15 protein-coding genes are annotated in these 14,816 nt (G+C 71.7%); 4 read left to right on the plus strand and 11 right to left on the minus strand.

Translation table 11 applies throughout. The features are described 5' to 3' along the window. The first annotated feature begins 89 nt into the window (after nt 1-89). Both ACQPZ4_RS33810 and ACQPZ4_RS33815 read left to right on the plus strand, forming a co-directional pair. Nucleotides 90-1,403, plus strand: a complete 1,314-nt coding sequence (locus ACQPZ4_RS33810; protein ID WP_433044730.1) for an O-antigen ligase family protein — start codon at nt 90-92, stop codon at nt 1,401-1,403. Next, nucleotides 1,400-1,846 carry a hypothetical protein gene (locus ACQPZ4_RS33815; RefSeq protein WP_433044733.1) on the plus strand — a complete coding sequence of 149 codons (447 nt, stop codon included), beginning with the start codon at nt 1,400-1,402 and terminating at the stop codon, nt 1,844-1,846. The genes ACQPZ4_RS33810 and ACQPZ4_RS33815 overlap by 4 nt, the downstream gene beginning before the upstream one ends. A gap of 53 nt (nt 1,847-1,899) precedes the next feature. On the opposite strand, the gene ACQPZ4_RS33820 is transcribed toward ACQPZ4_RS33815, so the two are convergent. Beyond that, nucleotides 1,900-2,847, minus strand: a complete 948-nt coding sequence (locus ACQPZ4_RS33820) for a helix-turn-helix transcriptional regulator (protein ID WP_433044736.1) — start codon at nt 2,845-2,847, stop codon at nt 1,900-1,902. A 64-nt stretch (nt 2,848-2,911) separates the two neighbouring features. Between ACQPZ4_RS33820 and ACQPZ4_RS33825 the strand changes: the two genes are divergently transcribed. Further along, nucleotides 2,912-3,874, plus strand: a complete 963-nt coding sequence (locus ACQPZ4_RS33825; RefSeq protein ID WP_433044739.1) for an alpha/beta fold hydrolase — start codon at nt 2,912-2,914, stop codon at nt 3,872-3,874. Here the strand turns inward: ACQPZ4_RS33825 and ACQPZ4_RS33830 are convergent. Genes ACQPZ4_RS33830 through ACQPZ4_RS33860 form a run of 7 tightly spaced genes read right to left on the minus strand, consistent with a single transcriptional unit; the run spans nt 3,791 to nt 10,927 of the window. Beyond that, the gene (locus ACQPZ4_RS33830) at nt 3,791-4,366 is read right to left on the minus strand and encodes a hypothetical protein (RefSeq protein ID WP_433044741.1); all 576 of its coding nucleotides are present in this window, start codon (nt 4,364-4,366) and stop codon (nt 3,791-3,793) included. The genes ACQPZ4_RS33825 and ACQPZ4_RS33830 overlap by 84 nt on opposite strands. A 23-nt stretch (nt 4,367-4,389) precedes the next feature. Next, nucleotides 4,390-5,349, minus strand: coding sequence for an acetylxylan esterase (locus tag ACQPZ4_RS33835; protein ID WP_433044743.1), 960 nt, complete (start codon nt 5,347-5,349; stop codon nt 4,390-4,392). 7 nt (nt 5,350-5,356) lie between these two features. Further along, complete coding sequence (locus tag ACQPZ4_RS33840; RefSeq protein WP_433044746.1) at nt 5,357-6,187, minus strand: carbohydrate ABC transporter permease; 831 nt, start codon at nt 6,185-6,187, stop codon at nt 5,357-5,359. After that, entirely contained in the window at nt 6,177-7,055 is an 879-nt protein-coding gene (locus ACQPZ4_RS33845) for a carbohydrate ABC transporter permease (protein ID WP_433044749.1), read from the minus strand. The genes ACQPZ4_RS33840 and ACQPZ4_RS33845 overlap by 11 nt, the downstream gene beginning before the upstream one ends. Next, nucleotides 7,052-8,311, minus strand: coding sequence for an ABC transporter substrate-binding protein (locus ACQPZ4_RS33850; RefSeq protein WP_433044752.1), 1,260 nt, complete (start codon nt 8,309-8,311; stop codon nt 7,052-7,054). The genes ACQPZ4_RS33845 and ACQPZ4_RS33850 overlap by 4 nt, the downstream gene beginning before the upstream one ends. Nucleotides 8,312-8,324: 13 nt before the next feature. Then, nucleotides 8,325-9,920 carry an FAD-dependent oxidoreductase gene (locus ACQPZ4_RS33855; RefSeq protein WP_433044754.1) on the minus strand — a complete coding sequence of 532 codons (1,596 nt, stop codon included), beginning with the start codon at nt 9,918-9,920 and terminating at the stop codon, nt 8,325-8,327. Continuing rightward, nucleotides 9,917-10,927 carry a LacI family DNA-binding transcriptional regulator gene (locus tag ACQPZ4_RS33860; RefSeq protein WP_433044757.1) on the minus strand — a complete coding sequence of 337 codons (1,011 nt, stop codon included), beginning with the start codon at nt 10,925-10,927 and terminating at the stop codon, nt 9,917-9,919. The genes ACQPZ4_RS33855 and ACQPZ4_RS33860 overlap by 4 nt, the downstream gene beginning before the upstream one ends. Nucleotides 10,928-11,075: 148 nt before the next feature. Here ACQPZ4_RS33860 and ACQPZ4_RS33865 point away from each other — a divergent pair, with 148 nt between their 5' ends. Then, nucleotides 11,076-12,050 (plus strand): twin-arginine translocation signal domain-containing protein, encoded by a 975-nt coding sequence (locus ACQPZ4_RS33865; RefSeq protein WP_433044760.1) that lies wholly within the window; start codon nt 11,076-11,078, stop codon nt 12,048-12,050. Here the strand turns inward: ACQPZ4_RS33865 and ACQPZ4_RS33870 are convergent. The 3 genes from ACQPZ4_RS33870 to ACQPZ4_RS33880 are packed head-to-tail and all read right to left on the minus strand — an operon-like array spanning nt 12,047 to nt 14,796. Next, on the minus strand, nt 12,047-13,021 hold the full coding sequence (locus ACQPZ4_RS33870; protein ID WP_433044763.1) for an AraC family transcriptional regulator ligand-binding domain-containing protein: 975 nt from the start codon (nt 13,019-13,021) through the stop codon (nt 12,047-12,049). The two genes, ACQPZ4_RS33865 and ACQPZ4_RS33870, sit on opposite strands and share 4 nt — an antisense overlap. A 15-nt stretch (nt 13,022-13,036) precedes the next feature. Then, nucleotides 13,037-13,861 carry an oxidoreductase gene (locus ACQPZ4_RS33875; protein ID WP_433044766.1) on the minus strand — a complete coding sequence of 275 codons (825 nt, stop codon included), beginning with the start codon at nt 13,859-13,861 and terminating at the stop codon, nt 13,037-13,039. A gap of 53 nt (nt 13,862-13,914) precedes the next feature. After that, nucleotides 13,915-14,796 (minus strand): class II glutamine amidotransferase, encoded by an 882-nt coding sequence (locus tag ACQPZ4_RS33880; protein ID WP_433044769.1) that lies wholly within the window; start codon nt 14,794-14,796, stop codon nt 13,915-13,917. Nucleotides 14,797-14,816: the final 20 nt, after the last annotated feature.

A 14,816-nucleotide genomic window follows, 5' to 3' on the forward strand; every position in this document is an offset into this window, starting at 1 on the left:
AAGGTTCTGTCAGAAAGCCCACCGCCACGCATCGCCCGCGATCGCTATAGTCGGTCGCGACGAACACTCTGACGGGGAGGGTGGTTCTGATGGATTCGCTTGTCCTGCAACGGGTTCAGACTGGTTGGGCGCCGCCCACCCTCGCGCTGCTGGCCGCGGTCACCGCCGGCGTCGTGGCCCAGGGCGGCTTCTACCTTCCGGGCCGCATCCTGGTCACCGCCCTGGCCCTCATCGCGCTGGCCCTGGCCGGGCACCGGTTCGAGCTTCGCCCCCTCTGGCTGGCCGCGGCCGCGATCGCCGCGTGGGCCCTGCTGCGGGCCGTGACCGCCGGCGGCCTGGCCGACGCGGCCGGCATCTGCCTCGCGCTGCTGACCCTGGTCGCCGGGGTCGTCGTGGGCCGCGGCGCCCGCGCGACGGACCTGGCGGCGGGGCTCACCGGCCTCGGCGCGCTGGTCGCGATCACCGCCTGGGCCGGCGTCGCGTGGCGCATCGAGCGCTGGTCGGTCCTCGTCGAGTCCACCCTGTGGCGCGGCGCGTCGGCGCTCACCTACGCCAACGCCGCCGCGGCGATCCTGGCGGCGTGCGCGCTCCTGGCGCTCGCCCTGTGCACGGCCCGGCCTTCCAAGGTCCAGAGCCTGCTCCTGTACCTCACGATCTCCGGCCTCGGCGCCACCCTCAGCCGCGCCGGGGCCCTCGCCTTCGCGCTCGGCACCGCCGTGTTCCTGGTCTTCGGCCCCCGCCGCGCCGCCCTGCGGCACCTGATCCCGGCCGCCCTCGGCGCCGCCGTGGCCACCGCCGCGCTGGTGCCCTCGTTCCCGGCCACCGCGTCGCCGCGGCCGCTCATCGCCCTGGCCGGTCTGGCCGCGGGCGCCGTCATCGCCCTGCTGCACCCCTGGTTCGCGCTGGGACTGTCGGTCCTCGGCGCCCTCCTCGTCGACCGGTCCACATTGGACAAAGTGCTGGACCGCCGGTTCACCCTCGACTCCCGGGGCCGCTCGGGCGCGCTGCACTCGGCCCTGGCGACGGCCCGCGAGCACCCGCTGCTCGGCAGCGGCCCGGGCCAGGCCCGCTACCTCTGGTTCGACTACAAGGGCGACCTGGTGGTGAGCCGCTGGGTGCACAACGAGTACCTGCAGTGGCTCGTCGACCTCGGCGCCGTCGGCCTGGTGGGCCTGCTGGCCCTGATCGCCGCGCTCGCCGTGCTGATGCGCCGCGGCTATGCCCGAAACCCGCTGTGGGCCGGTGCGGTGGCCGCCATCGCCGCGCTCGCCGTGCACAGCGCCTTCGACTTCCTGTGGGAGCTGGCGGTCGTACCGCTCCTCATCGGTGCGCTCACCGGTATGGCCGCCCAGCCCCGCGGCGAAGAACCAGCAGTATCCATCAACGGGGAGGTACCACAGTGAAGCTCAGCAAGTCCCACCTCGGCGCCGGCGCGCTCGCCCTCGGCGCGGTGCTCGCCTTCGCCGTCCCGGCCGGCGCGGCCGTCAACCTGCAGTCCGAGTCCAACGGCACCTCGGCCCTGAAGATCGTCAAGCAGGCCAAGCTCAAGGCCAACGGCGCCGCGACCGTCGTGACACTCAACATCACCTGCCCGAGCGGCGACTACTACGACCTGAACGTCTCCGTCACCCAGACCATCGGCAACAAGACCACCACCGGCACCGGCTACGCCCCGCGGACCGAGTGCACCGGCTACACGCAGAAGGTCAAGGTCCCGGTGACGGTCAGCGGCGGCGGCGCCCCCTTCAAGCAGGGCGACGCCTACGCCGTCGGCAACGCCAACGTGTACGGCTTCGACTACCTCCAGCTGTCCACCGGCCGCGTGATCGTCAACGTCGAGAGCTGACCCACCCCGGGGTCCGGTGTGCCGAGCGCTCCCGGCATACCGGACCACCGGGCTCAGCCGTACCGCTCGGCGAGCGCGCGGCCGATCGCGGCCAGCTGGGCCCGCACGCCGGGCGGGCCGGTGACCTCGACCCATTCGACCAGCCCGGCCAGCTCGCCGGCCAGGGCGTACTCGTTGTAGCCGCGGATCGCGACCCCGATCCGGCCGTCCGCCGTGGCGGCGCCGATGTCGAGCCGGTCACCGAGGATCATCCGGAGCCGGGCCAACCCGTCCGGTGCGCAGGTCGCCTGGATCTCGAGCGGCGTCCGCCGGCGATCGACCTCGTCGGCGATCGCGCGCCAGCTCGCGGCGAGGTCGAAGTCGCCGGGCCGGTGCACGGCATCGCCGGTCAGGCCGAGGGACGTCACGCGGTCGACCCGGAAGGTCCGGCGGCCGGCGGCGGTGCCGGCCACGAGGTACCACCACGGGCCCTTGGCGACGATGCCGAGCGGGTGCACCGTTCGCTCGGTCTCGGCGCCGGTGCCGTCGACGTAGCCGAGCCGCACCTGGACGCCGCGGATCACCGCGTTTTGCAGCTCGTCGAGGAAGCGTTGCGGGCGGGGCTCGACCCGGCTCACCCCCCACCGTTGCGGGTCCACGAGCAGCGCCGACGCGGCCGCCTCGGCCTCGAGACGAAACGGCTCGGGCAGGGCGCGGACGAGCTTGCGCAGCGCCGCCTTCACGGCCGGCGTCGCCGCCGAGGCGGGGCCGGCGACGAGGAACAGGGCCCGGGCCTCGCCCGCGGTCAGCCCGGACAGGTCGGTGCGGGCGCCGCCCACGAGGCGCCAGCCGCCGCCGCGGCCCTGGATGGAGTAGACGGGCACGCCGGCCATCGCCAGGGCGTCGAGGTCGCGGCGGGCGGTGCGCTCGGACACCTCCAGCTCCCGGGCGACGTCCGCGGCGGTCAGCCGCTCGCGCTGTTGCAGCAGCAGGAGGACGGCCATCAGCCGGTCGGCACGCACGCCGGCAAGACTCGCACGGCAAACCGGTCAGGGGGTGGCCTGTTTCGGTCGGCAGGATGCCGGCATGAACGAACCCACCCTCGTCCGCGTCAACGGTGTCCAGCTCGAGGTCTTCGAGGCGGGCCGGGAGCACGCCGGCAACCCCATCGTGCTCTGCCACGGCTGGCCGGAGCACGCCTACTCATGGCGCCACCAGGTGCCGGCCCTGGCCGCGGCCGGCTACCACGTCATCGTCCCGAACCAGCGGGGCTACGGGAACTCGTCGCGCCCGGCCGAGGTGACGGACTACGACATCGAGCACCTGACGGGCGACCTGGTCGCGCTGCTCGACCACTACGGCTACGCGGACGCCACCTTCGTCGGCCACGACTGGGGCGCCTTCGTCGTCTGGGCCACGGCCCTGCTGCACCCGAAGCGGGTCAACGGCCTGGCCGCGCTGAGCCTGCCGTACCAGGAGCGCGGCGCGGCGCCCTGGATCGAGTCGATGGAGGCCGCGCTCGGCCCCGACTTCTACTTCGTCCAGTTCAACCGGCAGCCGGGGGTCGCCGACGCCGTGCTCGACGGGGACCCGGGCCGGTTCCTGCGCAACCTGTTCCGCCGGGACGCGCCGCCGGTCATGTCGATGGTCGAGCTCGCCCGGGCCGGGACGCCCCTGGGCGAGCCCGTCATGAGCGACCGCGAGCTGGCCGTGTTCGTCGCCGCGTTCGAGGCGAGCGGCTTCACGGGCGGCATCAACTGGTACCGCAACCTCGACCGCAACTGGCACCAGCTCGCCGCCGCGGACCCGATCGTCCGGCAGCCCGCCCTCATGATCTACGGCGACCGCGACGCGGTCCTGCGGGCCGAGCGGCTGGCCGAGTTCGTGCCGGACGTGGAGGTGGTCAGCCTGGACTGCGGCCACTGGATCCAGCAGGAGCGGCCGGAGGAGACGAACCGGGCGATCCTAGGCTGGGCGGCGCGACTGCAGCAGCGGCCAGAGCACCGCCAGGTACAGCGCGACGCCGGAGCCGACGCCCGCGACGAGTGAGACCGCCGCGGCACCGGCGCCCGCGAAGTACAGGATGAAGCCCGCGACGGCCAGGAGGGTCATGCCGGTCGCCAGCCAGTGGTACAGCGGCGTGTGCCACACCCGGCCGAGGCCGTAGAAGTGCAGGCCCACCACCAGGGCGACCCAGGCCACGGCGACCTCCGAGCGGTGCAGCACGCCGTTGACGACGAACAGGCCGCCGAAGAGGGCGATCGCCTCGACGAGCACCACCAGCCAGTAGCCGCGGCCCATGAAGGAGGACGACGGGGCCGCGGCTGCGGTGGTGGGGCCGACCCGGCGGCCGGCGCGGAAGGTGGCGATGAGCAGCGCCACGCCGGCCACGACGGCGGCCACCCGCAGGATCACCGGCCAGGGCGCGGTCAGCCCCCCGCTGTTGCCGATGATGAAGCCGGTGCCGAAGCCGATGGCGACGACGGCCCCGATCACGAAGCCGGGCAGGCGGCGCTTTTCAGTCATTTCCCCGTTGGTCACCGGCGCATGCTATCCAACATCATCTACGGCTGCAGTACCCCGGCCAGGAAGCGCAGCCGGGCCGCGTGCTGGACGGTCTCGCCGCCCTCGTGGCCGTTGAAGTGGTACACCTCGATGGACTTGGGGCCGGCGTAGTTGTGGTAGGCGCCGAAGACCGTGGACGGGGGGCAGGTGGTGTCCATCATGGCCACGCTGAACAGGGCGGGGGCGGTGGCGCGCCGGGCGAAGTGGACGGCGTCGAAGTGGGCAAGGGTGTCGAAGACCTGGCCGGTACGGTCCCGGTGCACCTTGAGGTAGCCGGCGACCTCGAGGTACGGGCCGGTGGAGGCCCGTTCGGCGCCGCGGCGCATGTCGCACAGGAACGGGACGTCCGCCGCCACCGCGGCCAGGTCCGGCACCAGCCCGGCGACGGCCAGCGCGAGGCCGCCGCCCTGGCTGACGCCGGTGACCGCGACCCGGGCCGGGTCGACGCCCGCGAACCCGCGAACCGCGTGCACGGCCGCCACCGCGTCCTCGATCACGCGGCGGTAGAAGTGCTTCGCCGGGTCGAGGATGCCCCGCGTCATGAACCCCGGGAACTGCGGGCCGGTCCCCTCCGGCGGAAAGTCCTCGGTGTCGCCGCGCCGCCAGCCGCTGCCCTGCCCCCGCACGTCCACGAACAGGTGCGCATAGCCGGCCGCCGCATAGAGCAGGCAGTCCTCCGGCAGTCCCCGTCCGCCGTTGTACCCCGGAAACTCCACCACGCACGGCAGCGGTCCCTCGGCGGCGGCGGGCAGCACGAGCCAGGCCCGCACCGGCTGGCCGGCGTGGCCGGGGAAGCTCACGTCGTACACCCGCAGCGTTTTCAGGCTTGTGGAAGTTTCGACGAACGAGGCCGCACCGGACGGCGACAGCGAACCCCAGAACGCGTCGAAGTCCGCGGGCTGCGGGGAACTGCTGCGGTAGGACCGGCATTCGTCGAGGGTCAGGTCGGACAGCGGCACGGCGGCGTCAGCCTTTCAGCCCGGTGTGGGCGAGGCCCTCGATGAACTGGCGCTGGGCGATGACGAACACGACCAGGACCGGGATCGCGGTCAGCGTCGCCGCCGACAGCTGCACGTTCCACGCCGGGCCGCCGTACGCGTCGACGAACTGGGTCAGCGCCTGCGGCAGGGTGAACTTCGAGGGGGTGGAGAGGAACACGATCGGTTCAAGGTACAGGTTCCAGCTGTGCAGGAACGTGAAGATCGAGACCGCTCCGAGGGCCGGCCGCGCCAGGGGCAGCGCGATGCGGCGGAACAGGCCGAAGCGGCCGAGCCCGTCGATGCGCCCGGCCTCCTCGAGCTCGGGCGGCAGCGTGATGAAGAACTGCCGCATGATGAACGTGGCCAGGACGCTCGGGGCGCCGAAGATCGGCACCAGGATGAGCGGCCAGTGGGTGTCGATCATGCCCCAGCGCTGGAACATCTGGAACAGCGGCACGATCGTCACCTCGCTGGGCACCAGCAGGCCGGTGAGCACCAGCAGGAACAGCGCGTTCTGGCCGCGGAAGCGGATGCGGGCGAACGCGTACCCGGCCAGCGAGGACACCACGAGCGTGCCGAGGGTGCACACGATCGCGATGTACATGCTGTTGAGGTACTGCTGCGCGAACGGCTGGGCCTCGAACACCTGCTTGTAGGCCGAGAAGTCGACGCTGGTCGGGATGAGCGACGGCGGGAACTTGAACACGTCGTTCACCGGCTTGATCGACGACGTCGCCATCCACCACGTCGGGAACACGAACGGGAGGGCGAGGACGCACAGCAGGCCGTACAGCAGAAGCTTGGTTCTACGACTCATGGAACACCCATCGCTTGCGCAGCTGCCACTGCACGGTGGTCAGGATCAGGACGATGGCGAACAGCACCAGCGACAGGGTGGCGCCGTAGCCGAAGTGGTGGAACTGGAACGCCTGCTGGTAGAGGTAGTAGACGAGCACCGTGGTGGAGGTGCCCGGCCCGCCCTGGGTCAGCACCGCGATCTGGGCGAAGACCTGCAGCGAGCCGACCACCGTGATGATGGACGTGAGCAGGATCGTCGGGCTGATCATCGGTACCGTGATGCTCCGGAACGACCGCCACGCGCTCGCCCCGTCCAGCCGGGCCGCCTCGTACAGCCCGGCCGGCACGCCCTGCAGCGCGGCCAGGAACAGGACCATGTTCAGCCCGACGTTCTTGACCACCTGCACGACGATCACCGAGATCATCGCCGTGGTCTCGCCGCGCAGCCAGTTCGGGCCGTGCACGCCGACGCTGTCGAGGATGCCGTTGACGCCGCCGTTGTCCTGCAGCAGGAACCCCCACACGATCGTCCACGCCACCATGGACACGACGACCGGCGAGAAGAACAGCGTGCGGAACACGATCGTGCCGCGCAGCCGCTGGTTGAGCAGCACGGCCAGCAGCAGGGCGAGGCTCAGGTTGAGCACCAGCAGGCCGGCGGAGAACAGGCCGGTGGCGGCGAGCACCTTCGGCAGGTTCGGGTCGTCGGCCAGCTGGCGGTAGTTGTCCCCGCCGACGAAGTTGAACTCGTCGGCGAGGACGTTCCACTCGTGCAGGCTGTACCAGGCCACCAGCACCAGCGGGACGAGCACGAAGACCACCGTGCCGATCAGCTGGGGCAGGATGAACAGGTAGCCCGCGAGGTTCTCGCGGTGTGCGGATTTCATTTCGCGAGCAGCGGCTTCAGTCCGGAGCAGACGTTGTCGAGCACGCTCTTGACGTTCGCGTCGGGCTTCCACAGCGGGTCCAACGAGGCACGGACGTTCTGGGCGATCTCGGCCGAGCCGGTGTGGCTGGGCTTGACGACGCCGGACGAGATCCCGTCGATGACGACCGACTGCAGCTGCGCGGGCTTGAGCAGCGGGTTGGTCTTCGCCATGGTCTCGGCGTTGAGCTGGCTCTTGCGGGCCGGCGGGAAGTACGCGGCGAGCTTGCCGCTGTTGGCCGGGTTGGTGAAGAAGGTCAGGAAGTCCGCGGCGGTGCCGGCGTGCTTGCTCTTCTTGAGCACCCCGAGGCCGGCCTGGCCGACGACCGAGTACTTGCCCTTCGGGCCGGACGGCAGCGGCACCAGGTCCCAGCCGAACTTGGCGTCCTTGAGCAGCGACGCCCGCGAGATCTGGGTGATCGTCATGGCCGACTGGCCGGCGAAGAAGTCGGCCGCCACGCCCGGGCCGGGCATCGCCTTGTCGGTGAAGACCGCCTTGTGCAGCGCGGTCATCGCGTCGACCATCTCCGGCGCGTTGAACCCGCAGGTCTTGCCGTCGGCGCTCCAGGCCTGCGCGCCCCAGCCGGTCCAGACCGTGGACAGGTTGCTCCAGGTCTTGTAGTCGAAGTCGCGGACCACGACCCCGGCGGTGCCGGTCTTCGCGTTGACCGCGGCGCCCTCGGCGAAGGCCTTGTCCCAGGTCCAGGTGCCGGCGGTGACGAGGTCGGCCGGGTTGTCCTGGCCCGCCTGCTTGAGCAGGTCGGTGTTCACGAACATGCCGAAGGGCGAGGTCGAGAAGGGGTACGCGTACAGCTTCCCGGAGTTCTGCCACAGCTTCGTCGCGGCGGGGGCCAGGTCGTCCGGCTGCTCGATCTTGTCCAGCGGCACCAGCGCGCCCGAGCCGACGAAGTCCGGCGCCGAGTCCTCGAGGATCCAGGCCAGGTCCGGGCCGTTACCGCCGGCGATCTGGGTGGTGAGCGTGGTGGAGTACGACTCGAACGGCAGCGGGTCGAACTTGACCGACACGTTCGGGTGCGCCGTCTTGTACTCGGCGGCGATGTCGTTGAACAGCTTCAGGTGGGCCTCGTTGGCCGACCAGATCGTCATGCGCAGCTCGACGGGGCCGGTGTCCTCGGCGGCGGGGGTGCCGCCGCCACCGTCACCGCAGGCGGCCAGGGCGAGCAGGGAGAGGGCGGCTATCGCGGTACGAATTCTCATTGGGGGCGTCCTTCTAGTAGCCGGCGACGTCGGGCCATTGGCGCTCGACGCCGTCGCGGTCGAGACGGGCTTGGAAGGCGGAGAGCAGATCGGGGGTGTTGCGCACCGCGCGCGGGGTGCACGCGTTGTCGAGGCAGAACGCGGCCAGGGCGCCGGCCGCCTCGCCCGCGTTCCACTCGACGGGGTGGAGCCGGTAGGCCCCGTTGGTGATGTGGGTGGTGCCGATGTTCTTGCCGGCGGGCAGGAGGTTGTCCATCCGGCGCGGGACGAGTGCGCCGAGCGGGATCTGGAAGGGGCTGCAGCCGACGTCGATGTAGTGGTCGCCGCCGGTGGAGGGGTGCAGGTCGATGCGGTACATCCCGACGCCGACCGAGTCCTCGTAGGGCACGGCCCCCTTGTCGCCGCGCACGGCGAGGGCCAGGTCCTGCTCGACGACGGTGTACTCGGCGAGGATGCGCCGGGACTCGCGGATGTAGGGCGCCTGGGCGAGGCCGTCGGCGCTGCCGGTCACGTCGCCGCGCAGCCGCAGCCCGCGGAAGCCGGTGCCGCCGTCGGGGCGGGGTGCCTCGGTCTGCAGCCAGTACAGGACCGAGAAGGCCTGCTCGCGGGCCGCCGCCAGGTGCGCGGCGGGGTCGGCCACGTCGATCACCGGGTGCTCGAAGTAGTCCAGCATCGGCCAGTTGACCAGGCAGATGTCGCTGTCGTAGGCGCCCGGCAGGAACAGGTCGCGGGCCGCGATCCGGCGGAACGTCCACAGGTTGTGGTCGCCGGGGTTGCGGCGCTGGTCGGCGTCGACGGCGAGCGGGTCGTCGCCCGGGTTCGGGTCGAACACCCGCTCGGTCGGCTGCAGCGTGCGCGGGCTCGGGGCCCGGAACGACAGCAGTGGGCCGCCCCAGAACGGCGGGGTGTAGTCGCGCCAGAAGTCGTAGCGGGCCGGGCGGTCGATGGTGTGGTCGCCGTCGACGTGGTCGACCGCGAAGCACACCGAGATCGCCTGCATGTTGCCGGGCTGCGCGGTGGCCGGGGCGCTCGGCTCGCCGGTGTCGGCCTGCGACTCGAAGCCGGTGACGTACTCGGTGCCGGTCAGCGGCAGCAGCTCGCCGGTCTCGGTCGCGTCCAGCACGTAGTCGGCGGTGACGTCGACGGTCTCGCCCGTGTCCCGGTGCCGCAGCGTGACGCCGGTGACCCGGTCGCCGTCGGTGGCCGCCGCCTCCGGCCGGAAGGGCTGCAGGACGACAAGCCGGCCCCCGCTCCGGTACGGCATGAGCATGCCCTCCAGCACCGCCACCGCCACCCGCGGCTCGTGGCAGAGCCGGCTCACGTGCCCCGCCCCCGGGTTGAGGTCGGCCCAGGCCCGGGCGGCCGCCGTCAGCGGATAGTGCCGCCGGTAGTAGTCGCGGATGCCGTCGCGCAGCGCCCGGTAGCTCGCCGTGACGCCGAAGCGCTCGACCCAGGTGTGCTCGTCCGGCGGGACCGCCTGGCTGGTGAGCTGCCCGCCGATCCAGTCGTACTCCTCGGTGAGCACGACCCGCCGCCCCGCCCGGAGCGCGGCCAGCGCGGCCGCCACACCTCCGAGGCCCCCGCCGACGACCAGGACATCAGTTCTCATTTCGCACTTTCTTTCAGGGTGGTTCCGGGGATGAGCCGGCACGGCAGGAGCCGCTGGCGCTTGGTCTTCGTGCCGTCGAGCAGGGCGGTGAGCACCTCCAGGGCCTGGGCGCCCATCTCGCGCCGGGGGATCTCGAAGCCGGTGAAGCGGGTGTCGGTCGGGTCGGTGACGTGCCGGGTGGGCTGGCCGAGGGTGACGATCGACAGGCTGTCCGGCCCGTGCTGCCCGGCCTGGCCGGCCAGGGCCACGCCGTCGCTGTGCTCCTCGGCGAAGACCACCGTGGCGCCGCTCTCCAGCACCGCGCCGAGGTCGTCGGCGGGCAGGTGCAGGCCGGTGACGCCGGCCGCGGCCACCCCGCGATCGAAGCCCGCCTTGCGGTCGGCGTGCGACTCGGGGCCCTCGCCCTGCCCCATGTACAGCAGCCGGGTGTGCCCCAGCTCCGCGGCCCGCCGCACCAGGTCGGCCGTGGCCCCGGCGTAGTCGGCGCCGACCCAGGAGACCGGCCCGCCGGCGTCGTCGCGGCGGCCGACCGAGACGAACGGGAACCCGTCCGCGACCAGCCGGGCCAGCTCCTCCCGGTCGAGCGAGCGGCCGAGCAGGATGCAGCCGTCGGCCAGCCGCAGCCGGTTGCCCTCGTGGAAGATCCGCCGCCGCCCGTCGACGACCGGGGCGCTGGTCAGCAGGAGCAGGTCGCTGCCCAGGGCCTCGGCCCGCTCCTCGATGCCGACCAGGAACGGGTGGTAGAAGTCGCTGTTGCCGGCCGGGAACACCGGCTCGTAGGTGAACACGCCGATGATCCGGTTGTCCCGCGCGGCGAGCCGGCGGGCGATCGGGTCGGCCACGTAGCCGCTGTCGCGGATCGCGCGCAGCACCCGCTCCCGGGTCTCCGGGGCGATCCGCACGTCGCCGTCCGAGCGCCCGTTGAGCACGAGCGACACGGTCGCCTGACTGACCCCGGTCATGCGGGCGATGTCCCGCTGGGTCAGCCGGCGCGGTGTTCCGGTCACGTTGCCATCCGTCCTGCTAATGCGCATTACCACTCGATGGGAGGAGATCCTGACCCCAACGGCGGCGATTCGTCAAGTCCCTGTTTGCCGATGATAATTCGTATTAGCACCTTGACCGGGGTTCGGCGGCAGTCACACACTGCCATCCATGAATCGCCGCCAACTGCTCAAGGGAGCAGCCCTGGCCGGTGGCGCCACCGCCATCGGCGCACTTCAGCTGCCCTCGGCCGGGTCCGCCGCGCCGGCCGGGTTCCCCGACTACCGCTACCTCGGAGTGCCGTTCAACAAGTCGGCGCTGCGCTACAACCCCACCGGCGAGCTGATCTTCCCCTGCATCCGGGGCGTCTACGACAAGATCAGCGGCGGGCTGGGGCGCTACTACCTGTACTACGCCCCGCACGAGAAGCCGGGCGGGATCTGCCTGGCCTACGGCAACTCGCTGGGCGGCCCGTTCACCGAGTACGCGGCCAACCCGATCATCAGCAACGTCTGGTCCGGGCACTACTCGGTCAGCCACGTCTCGTCCCCGCACGTGATCTGGAGCGCCTCGAACAGCAAGTTCTACTGCTACTTCCACGGCGAGAACAACACGACCCGGATGGCCTGGTCGACCGACGGCGTCCACTACACGTACTTCGGGGTCGTGCTGTCCACCTCGATGGTCCCCGGCACCACGGAGACCTCGTACGCGCGGGTCTTCGAGCACACCGTCACGGGCCTCGGCAACAAGTACGTCATGCTGTTCATGGGGGTCACCGGCGGTACCAGAAAGATCTTCTGGGGCTGGTCCTCGGACGCCAAGAGCTGGCAGTTCGATCCGACCCCGCTGGTCTACCCGGGCCCGGACGGCCAGACCGACATCTCGGGCGCGCACCTGCTCAAGCGCAACGGGACGGCCTACGTCGTGTACCACGGCAACGGCGGCAACCAGTTCATCACCGAGGTCGGCAACGCCTTCGACCGCGAGGTGCACCTGGGGGTCTTCCACCCGGCGCTGTCGGGCGCCCCGGACAGCGGCCGCGCGGCGGCGCCGTCCTTCGGCACCGACGGCGGCGTGGAGTACATGTTCTACGAGGCCGGCCAGCGCCTCTCGGCCACGATCGCGGTGGCCCGGGCCGTCTAAGTCCGCAGCTGGTCCGGCGTCCGGCCGGTCCAGGTGTGGAAGGCCCGGTAGAAGGAGTTGGTGTCGTCGTACCCCAGCAGGTACGAGATCTCGCCCGCGCTCATCCGTGACGTGGACAGGTAATGCCTGGCCAGCGCCTCGCGGGTGGTACGCAGGACGGCCTGGAAACTGCCGTCCTCCAGGCGCAGGCGGCGCTGCAGGGTGCGGCTGCTGACCGCGAGCTCGGCGGCGACGGCGTCGACCGTCGCCGCCCCCGCGGGCAGCAGCCGCAGCAGCGCCTGCTGGACCAGCTCGGTCGTGGACGGCGGGGTCTCGAACTCGGCCAGGCGCCGGCGGAGGCCGGGCTCGAAGTACTCCCACATCCGGTCGTTGGCGGTCAGGAACGGCCGCTCGGCGTCGGCCCGGGCGAACGTGACGGCCGGGATCTCGGCGTGCTCGACGGGCGTGCCGAGATACTCCCGGTAGACGTTCCTGGGTGTCACGGGCACGGGCGCGGCGAACCGCACGGGCCGGACGTCCGCGCGGGTGGCGATCCGGGCCAGCGCGACCCAGAAGATCAGCTCCATCAGGACCAGGGCCGCCGGCGCCTCCCCGGCGTCCGGCCAGTGCATCGCGAGCCGCAGCGTGCCGCCGCCCGCGTCGACCTCGAACCGCAGCGGCCCGATCAGCTTCTTGTAGGTCGCGACCCGGTTCGCGGCCACCGCGAGGTTGGGGCTGCAGAACGCCGAGAACAGCGGCGGGTCGAACACCTCCGCGCGGAACGCCTCGCCGATCCGGATCGGCAGCAGCGGGTCGCCGACCACCTCGTCGAGGGTTCGCCAGAAGCGGTAGTACTCGGCGGTGGTCAGCTCGGCCGTCCCGTGGGCGTAGACCGCGACCGGCAGCGCGGCCTTCTGCAGCACCTCCGCCAGATCCACGCCGAGGTCGGCGAGCAGCGCGCGGCCGGACGGCCCGACCGTGAAACGGTCCATCCCACCTCGCCTCGCCTACAGCCTGGCCATGATCGACCGGTCGTAGAGCCGGTCGCCGAGCCACCTCCGCATGGACATCAGCATCTTCGCGTACTTCCCGGCGGCGTAGCGCGTGCGTGGCCGTTTCGCCGCGATCGCACCCGCGATGACGCCGGCGATCACCGCCGGCTCGGTGGCCCCGCCCGCGTACAGGGTCTTCGTGCCGTCGGCCACCTGGCGGGCCATCGCGGCGTACGCCCCGTGCGCGGACCGCTCGAGCAGCGGCCCCATGAGCGCCGCGCCGAACTCGGTGTCGATCAGCCCCGGCTCGATCACGATCACGTCGATGCCGAGCGGCCCGACCTCCAGCCGCAGGCAGTCCGACCACCCCTCCACCGCGTGCTTGGTCGCGTGGTACCAGGCCCCGAGCGGCGTGTAGATCTTCCCGCCCATCGACGACATGTTCACGATCTTCCCGGCCTGGCGCTCCCGCATCCCGGGCAGTACCAGCTGGGTGAGCCTGGCCAGGGCGAACAGGTTGACCTCGAACTGGTGGCGGGCCTCGTCCAGGGTGACGTCCTCGACCGCGCCGAACAGCCCGAACCCGGCGTTGTTGACGAGCACGTCGACCCCGCCGCGCTCCTCGGTGATCCGCTCCACGAGCGCGACGAGGTCCTTGTCGCTCGTGACGTCCACGGCCACCGTGACGGCGCCTCGCTCGGCCAGGTCCGCCATCCGCTCGACCCGCCGGGCCACCGCGTAGACGGTGTACCCCTCACGCAGCAGCCGCTCCGCCGCCGCCTTGCCCATCCCGGAGGAGGCCCCGGTCACCAGCACAGTCTTTCCGTCCGCCGATCGCATGCCTTCGACGCTAGGGAGCCGCGGGGCACCGCTCACTAGCGGAACGCGCCATGTCACCCGCCATTCGCGCCAACGGTGGCGGGGACGGGGAGGCCGGCCTGGGCGGACTGGGGGTTGAAGCGGCCCACCACGTCCATGCCCGGGGTGACGAGCTCGTAGCTGGACTCCGCGATCGGCTGCCAGGCGCCGACCAGGCCGCCCAGCGGCTCCGAGACGACGATCCGGGTGCCCTCGGTGACGCGCTGCAGGACCGGGTTCTCCGGGTACATGGTGCGCAGGGTCTCGACGGCGGTGCTGCAGTACAGCGAACGGCTGTTGCGCTCGCTCGAGTAGCGGAACGACCACAGCCGCTGCCCGTCCGAGGTCGCGACCGTCATCTGCATGGCGTGGTCGATGCCGTAGCGGTGGCCCACCTCCTCGACCCAGCCGACCATGCGCTCGACCGCGCCGACCGGGTCGCGTTCCAGGCCGAAGGTCAGGGCCAGGTAGAACATCAGCTCCGAGTCGGTCGAGCCGCCGATCTCGGGGAACAGCTCCGGGTCGACCGCCAGCATCAGGGTGCGCTTGAGCGTCGGGAAGCCGCGGATGCGGCCGTTGTGCAGCCACAGCCAGCGGCCGTGGCGGAACGGGTGGCAGTTGGTCTGCTGGACGGGCGTGCCGGTGCTGGCCCGGATGTGGGCCAGGAACAGCCCGGAGCGCACCGAGTGGGCCAGCTCCCGCAGGTTGTCGTCGCCCCACGCCGGGCCGGTGCCGCGGAACAGCGTGGGTTCGGCGGGGCCGTCGGGGGTGTACCAGCCCACGCCGAACCCGTCGCCGTTGGTGGTGCCGACGCCGAGACGGGCGTGCATACTCTGGTCGATCAGCGAGTGCTCGGGCTTGTACAGCAGCTCCTCGAGCAGAATCGGCGTGCCCGAGTACGCCAGCCATCGGCACATCACGCACCTCCTCACCCGAT

The organism is Dactylosporangium sp. CS-033363, assembly GCF_050942475.1.
In the GTDB taxonomy this organism is placed as follows: domain Bacteria; phylum Actinomycetota; class Actinomycetes; order Mycobacteriales; family Micromonosporaceae; genus Dactylosporangium.

Coding starts and splice junctions, on each gene's coding strand:
- ACQPZ4_RS33825 (WP_433044739.1), top strand. CDS start 2,912: ATGAACGAACCCACCCTCGTCCGCGTCAACGGTGTCCAGCTCGAGGTC.
- ACQPZ4_RS33875 (WP_433044766.1), bottom strand. CDS start 13,861: ATGCGATCGGCGGACGGAAAGACTGTGCTGGTGACCGGGGCCTCCTCC.
- ACQPZ4_RS33810 (WP_433044730.1), top strand. CDS start 90: ATGGATTCGCTTGTCCTGCAACGGGTTCAGACTGGTTGGGCGCCGCCC.
- ACQPZ4_RS33845 (WP_433044749.1), bottom strand. CDS start 7,055: ATGAAATCCGCACACCGCGAGAACCTCGCGGGCTACCTGTTCATCCTG.
- ACQPZ4_RS33870 (WP_433044763.1), bottom strand. CDS start 13,021: ATGGACCGTTTCACGGTCGGGCCGTCCGGCCGCGCGCTGCTCGCCGAC.
- ACQPZ4_RS33865 (WP_433044760.1), top strand. CDS start 11,076: ATGAATCGCCGCCAACTGCTCAAGGGAGCAGCCCTGGCCGGTGGCGCC.
- ACQPZ4_RS33880 (WP_433044769.1), bottom strand. CDS start 14,796: ATGTGCCGATGGCTGGCGTACTCGGGCACGCCGATTCTGCTCGAGGAG.
- ACQPZ4_RS33850 (WP_433044752.1), bottom strand. CDS start 8,311: ATGAGAATTCGTACCGCGATAGCCGCCCTCTCCCTGCTCGCCCTGGCC.
- ACQPZ4_RS33855 (WP_433044754.1), bottom strand. CDS start 9,920: ATGAGAACTGATGTCCTGGTCGTCGGCGGGGGCCTCGGAGGTGTGGCG.
- ACQPZ4_RS33840 (WP_433044746.1), bottom strand. CDS start 6,187: ATGAGTCGTAGAACCAAGCTTCTGCTGTACGGCCTGCTGTGCGTCCTC.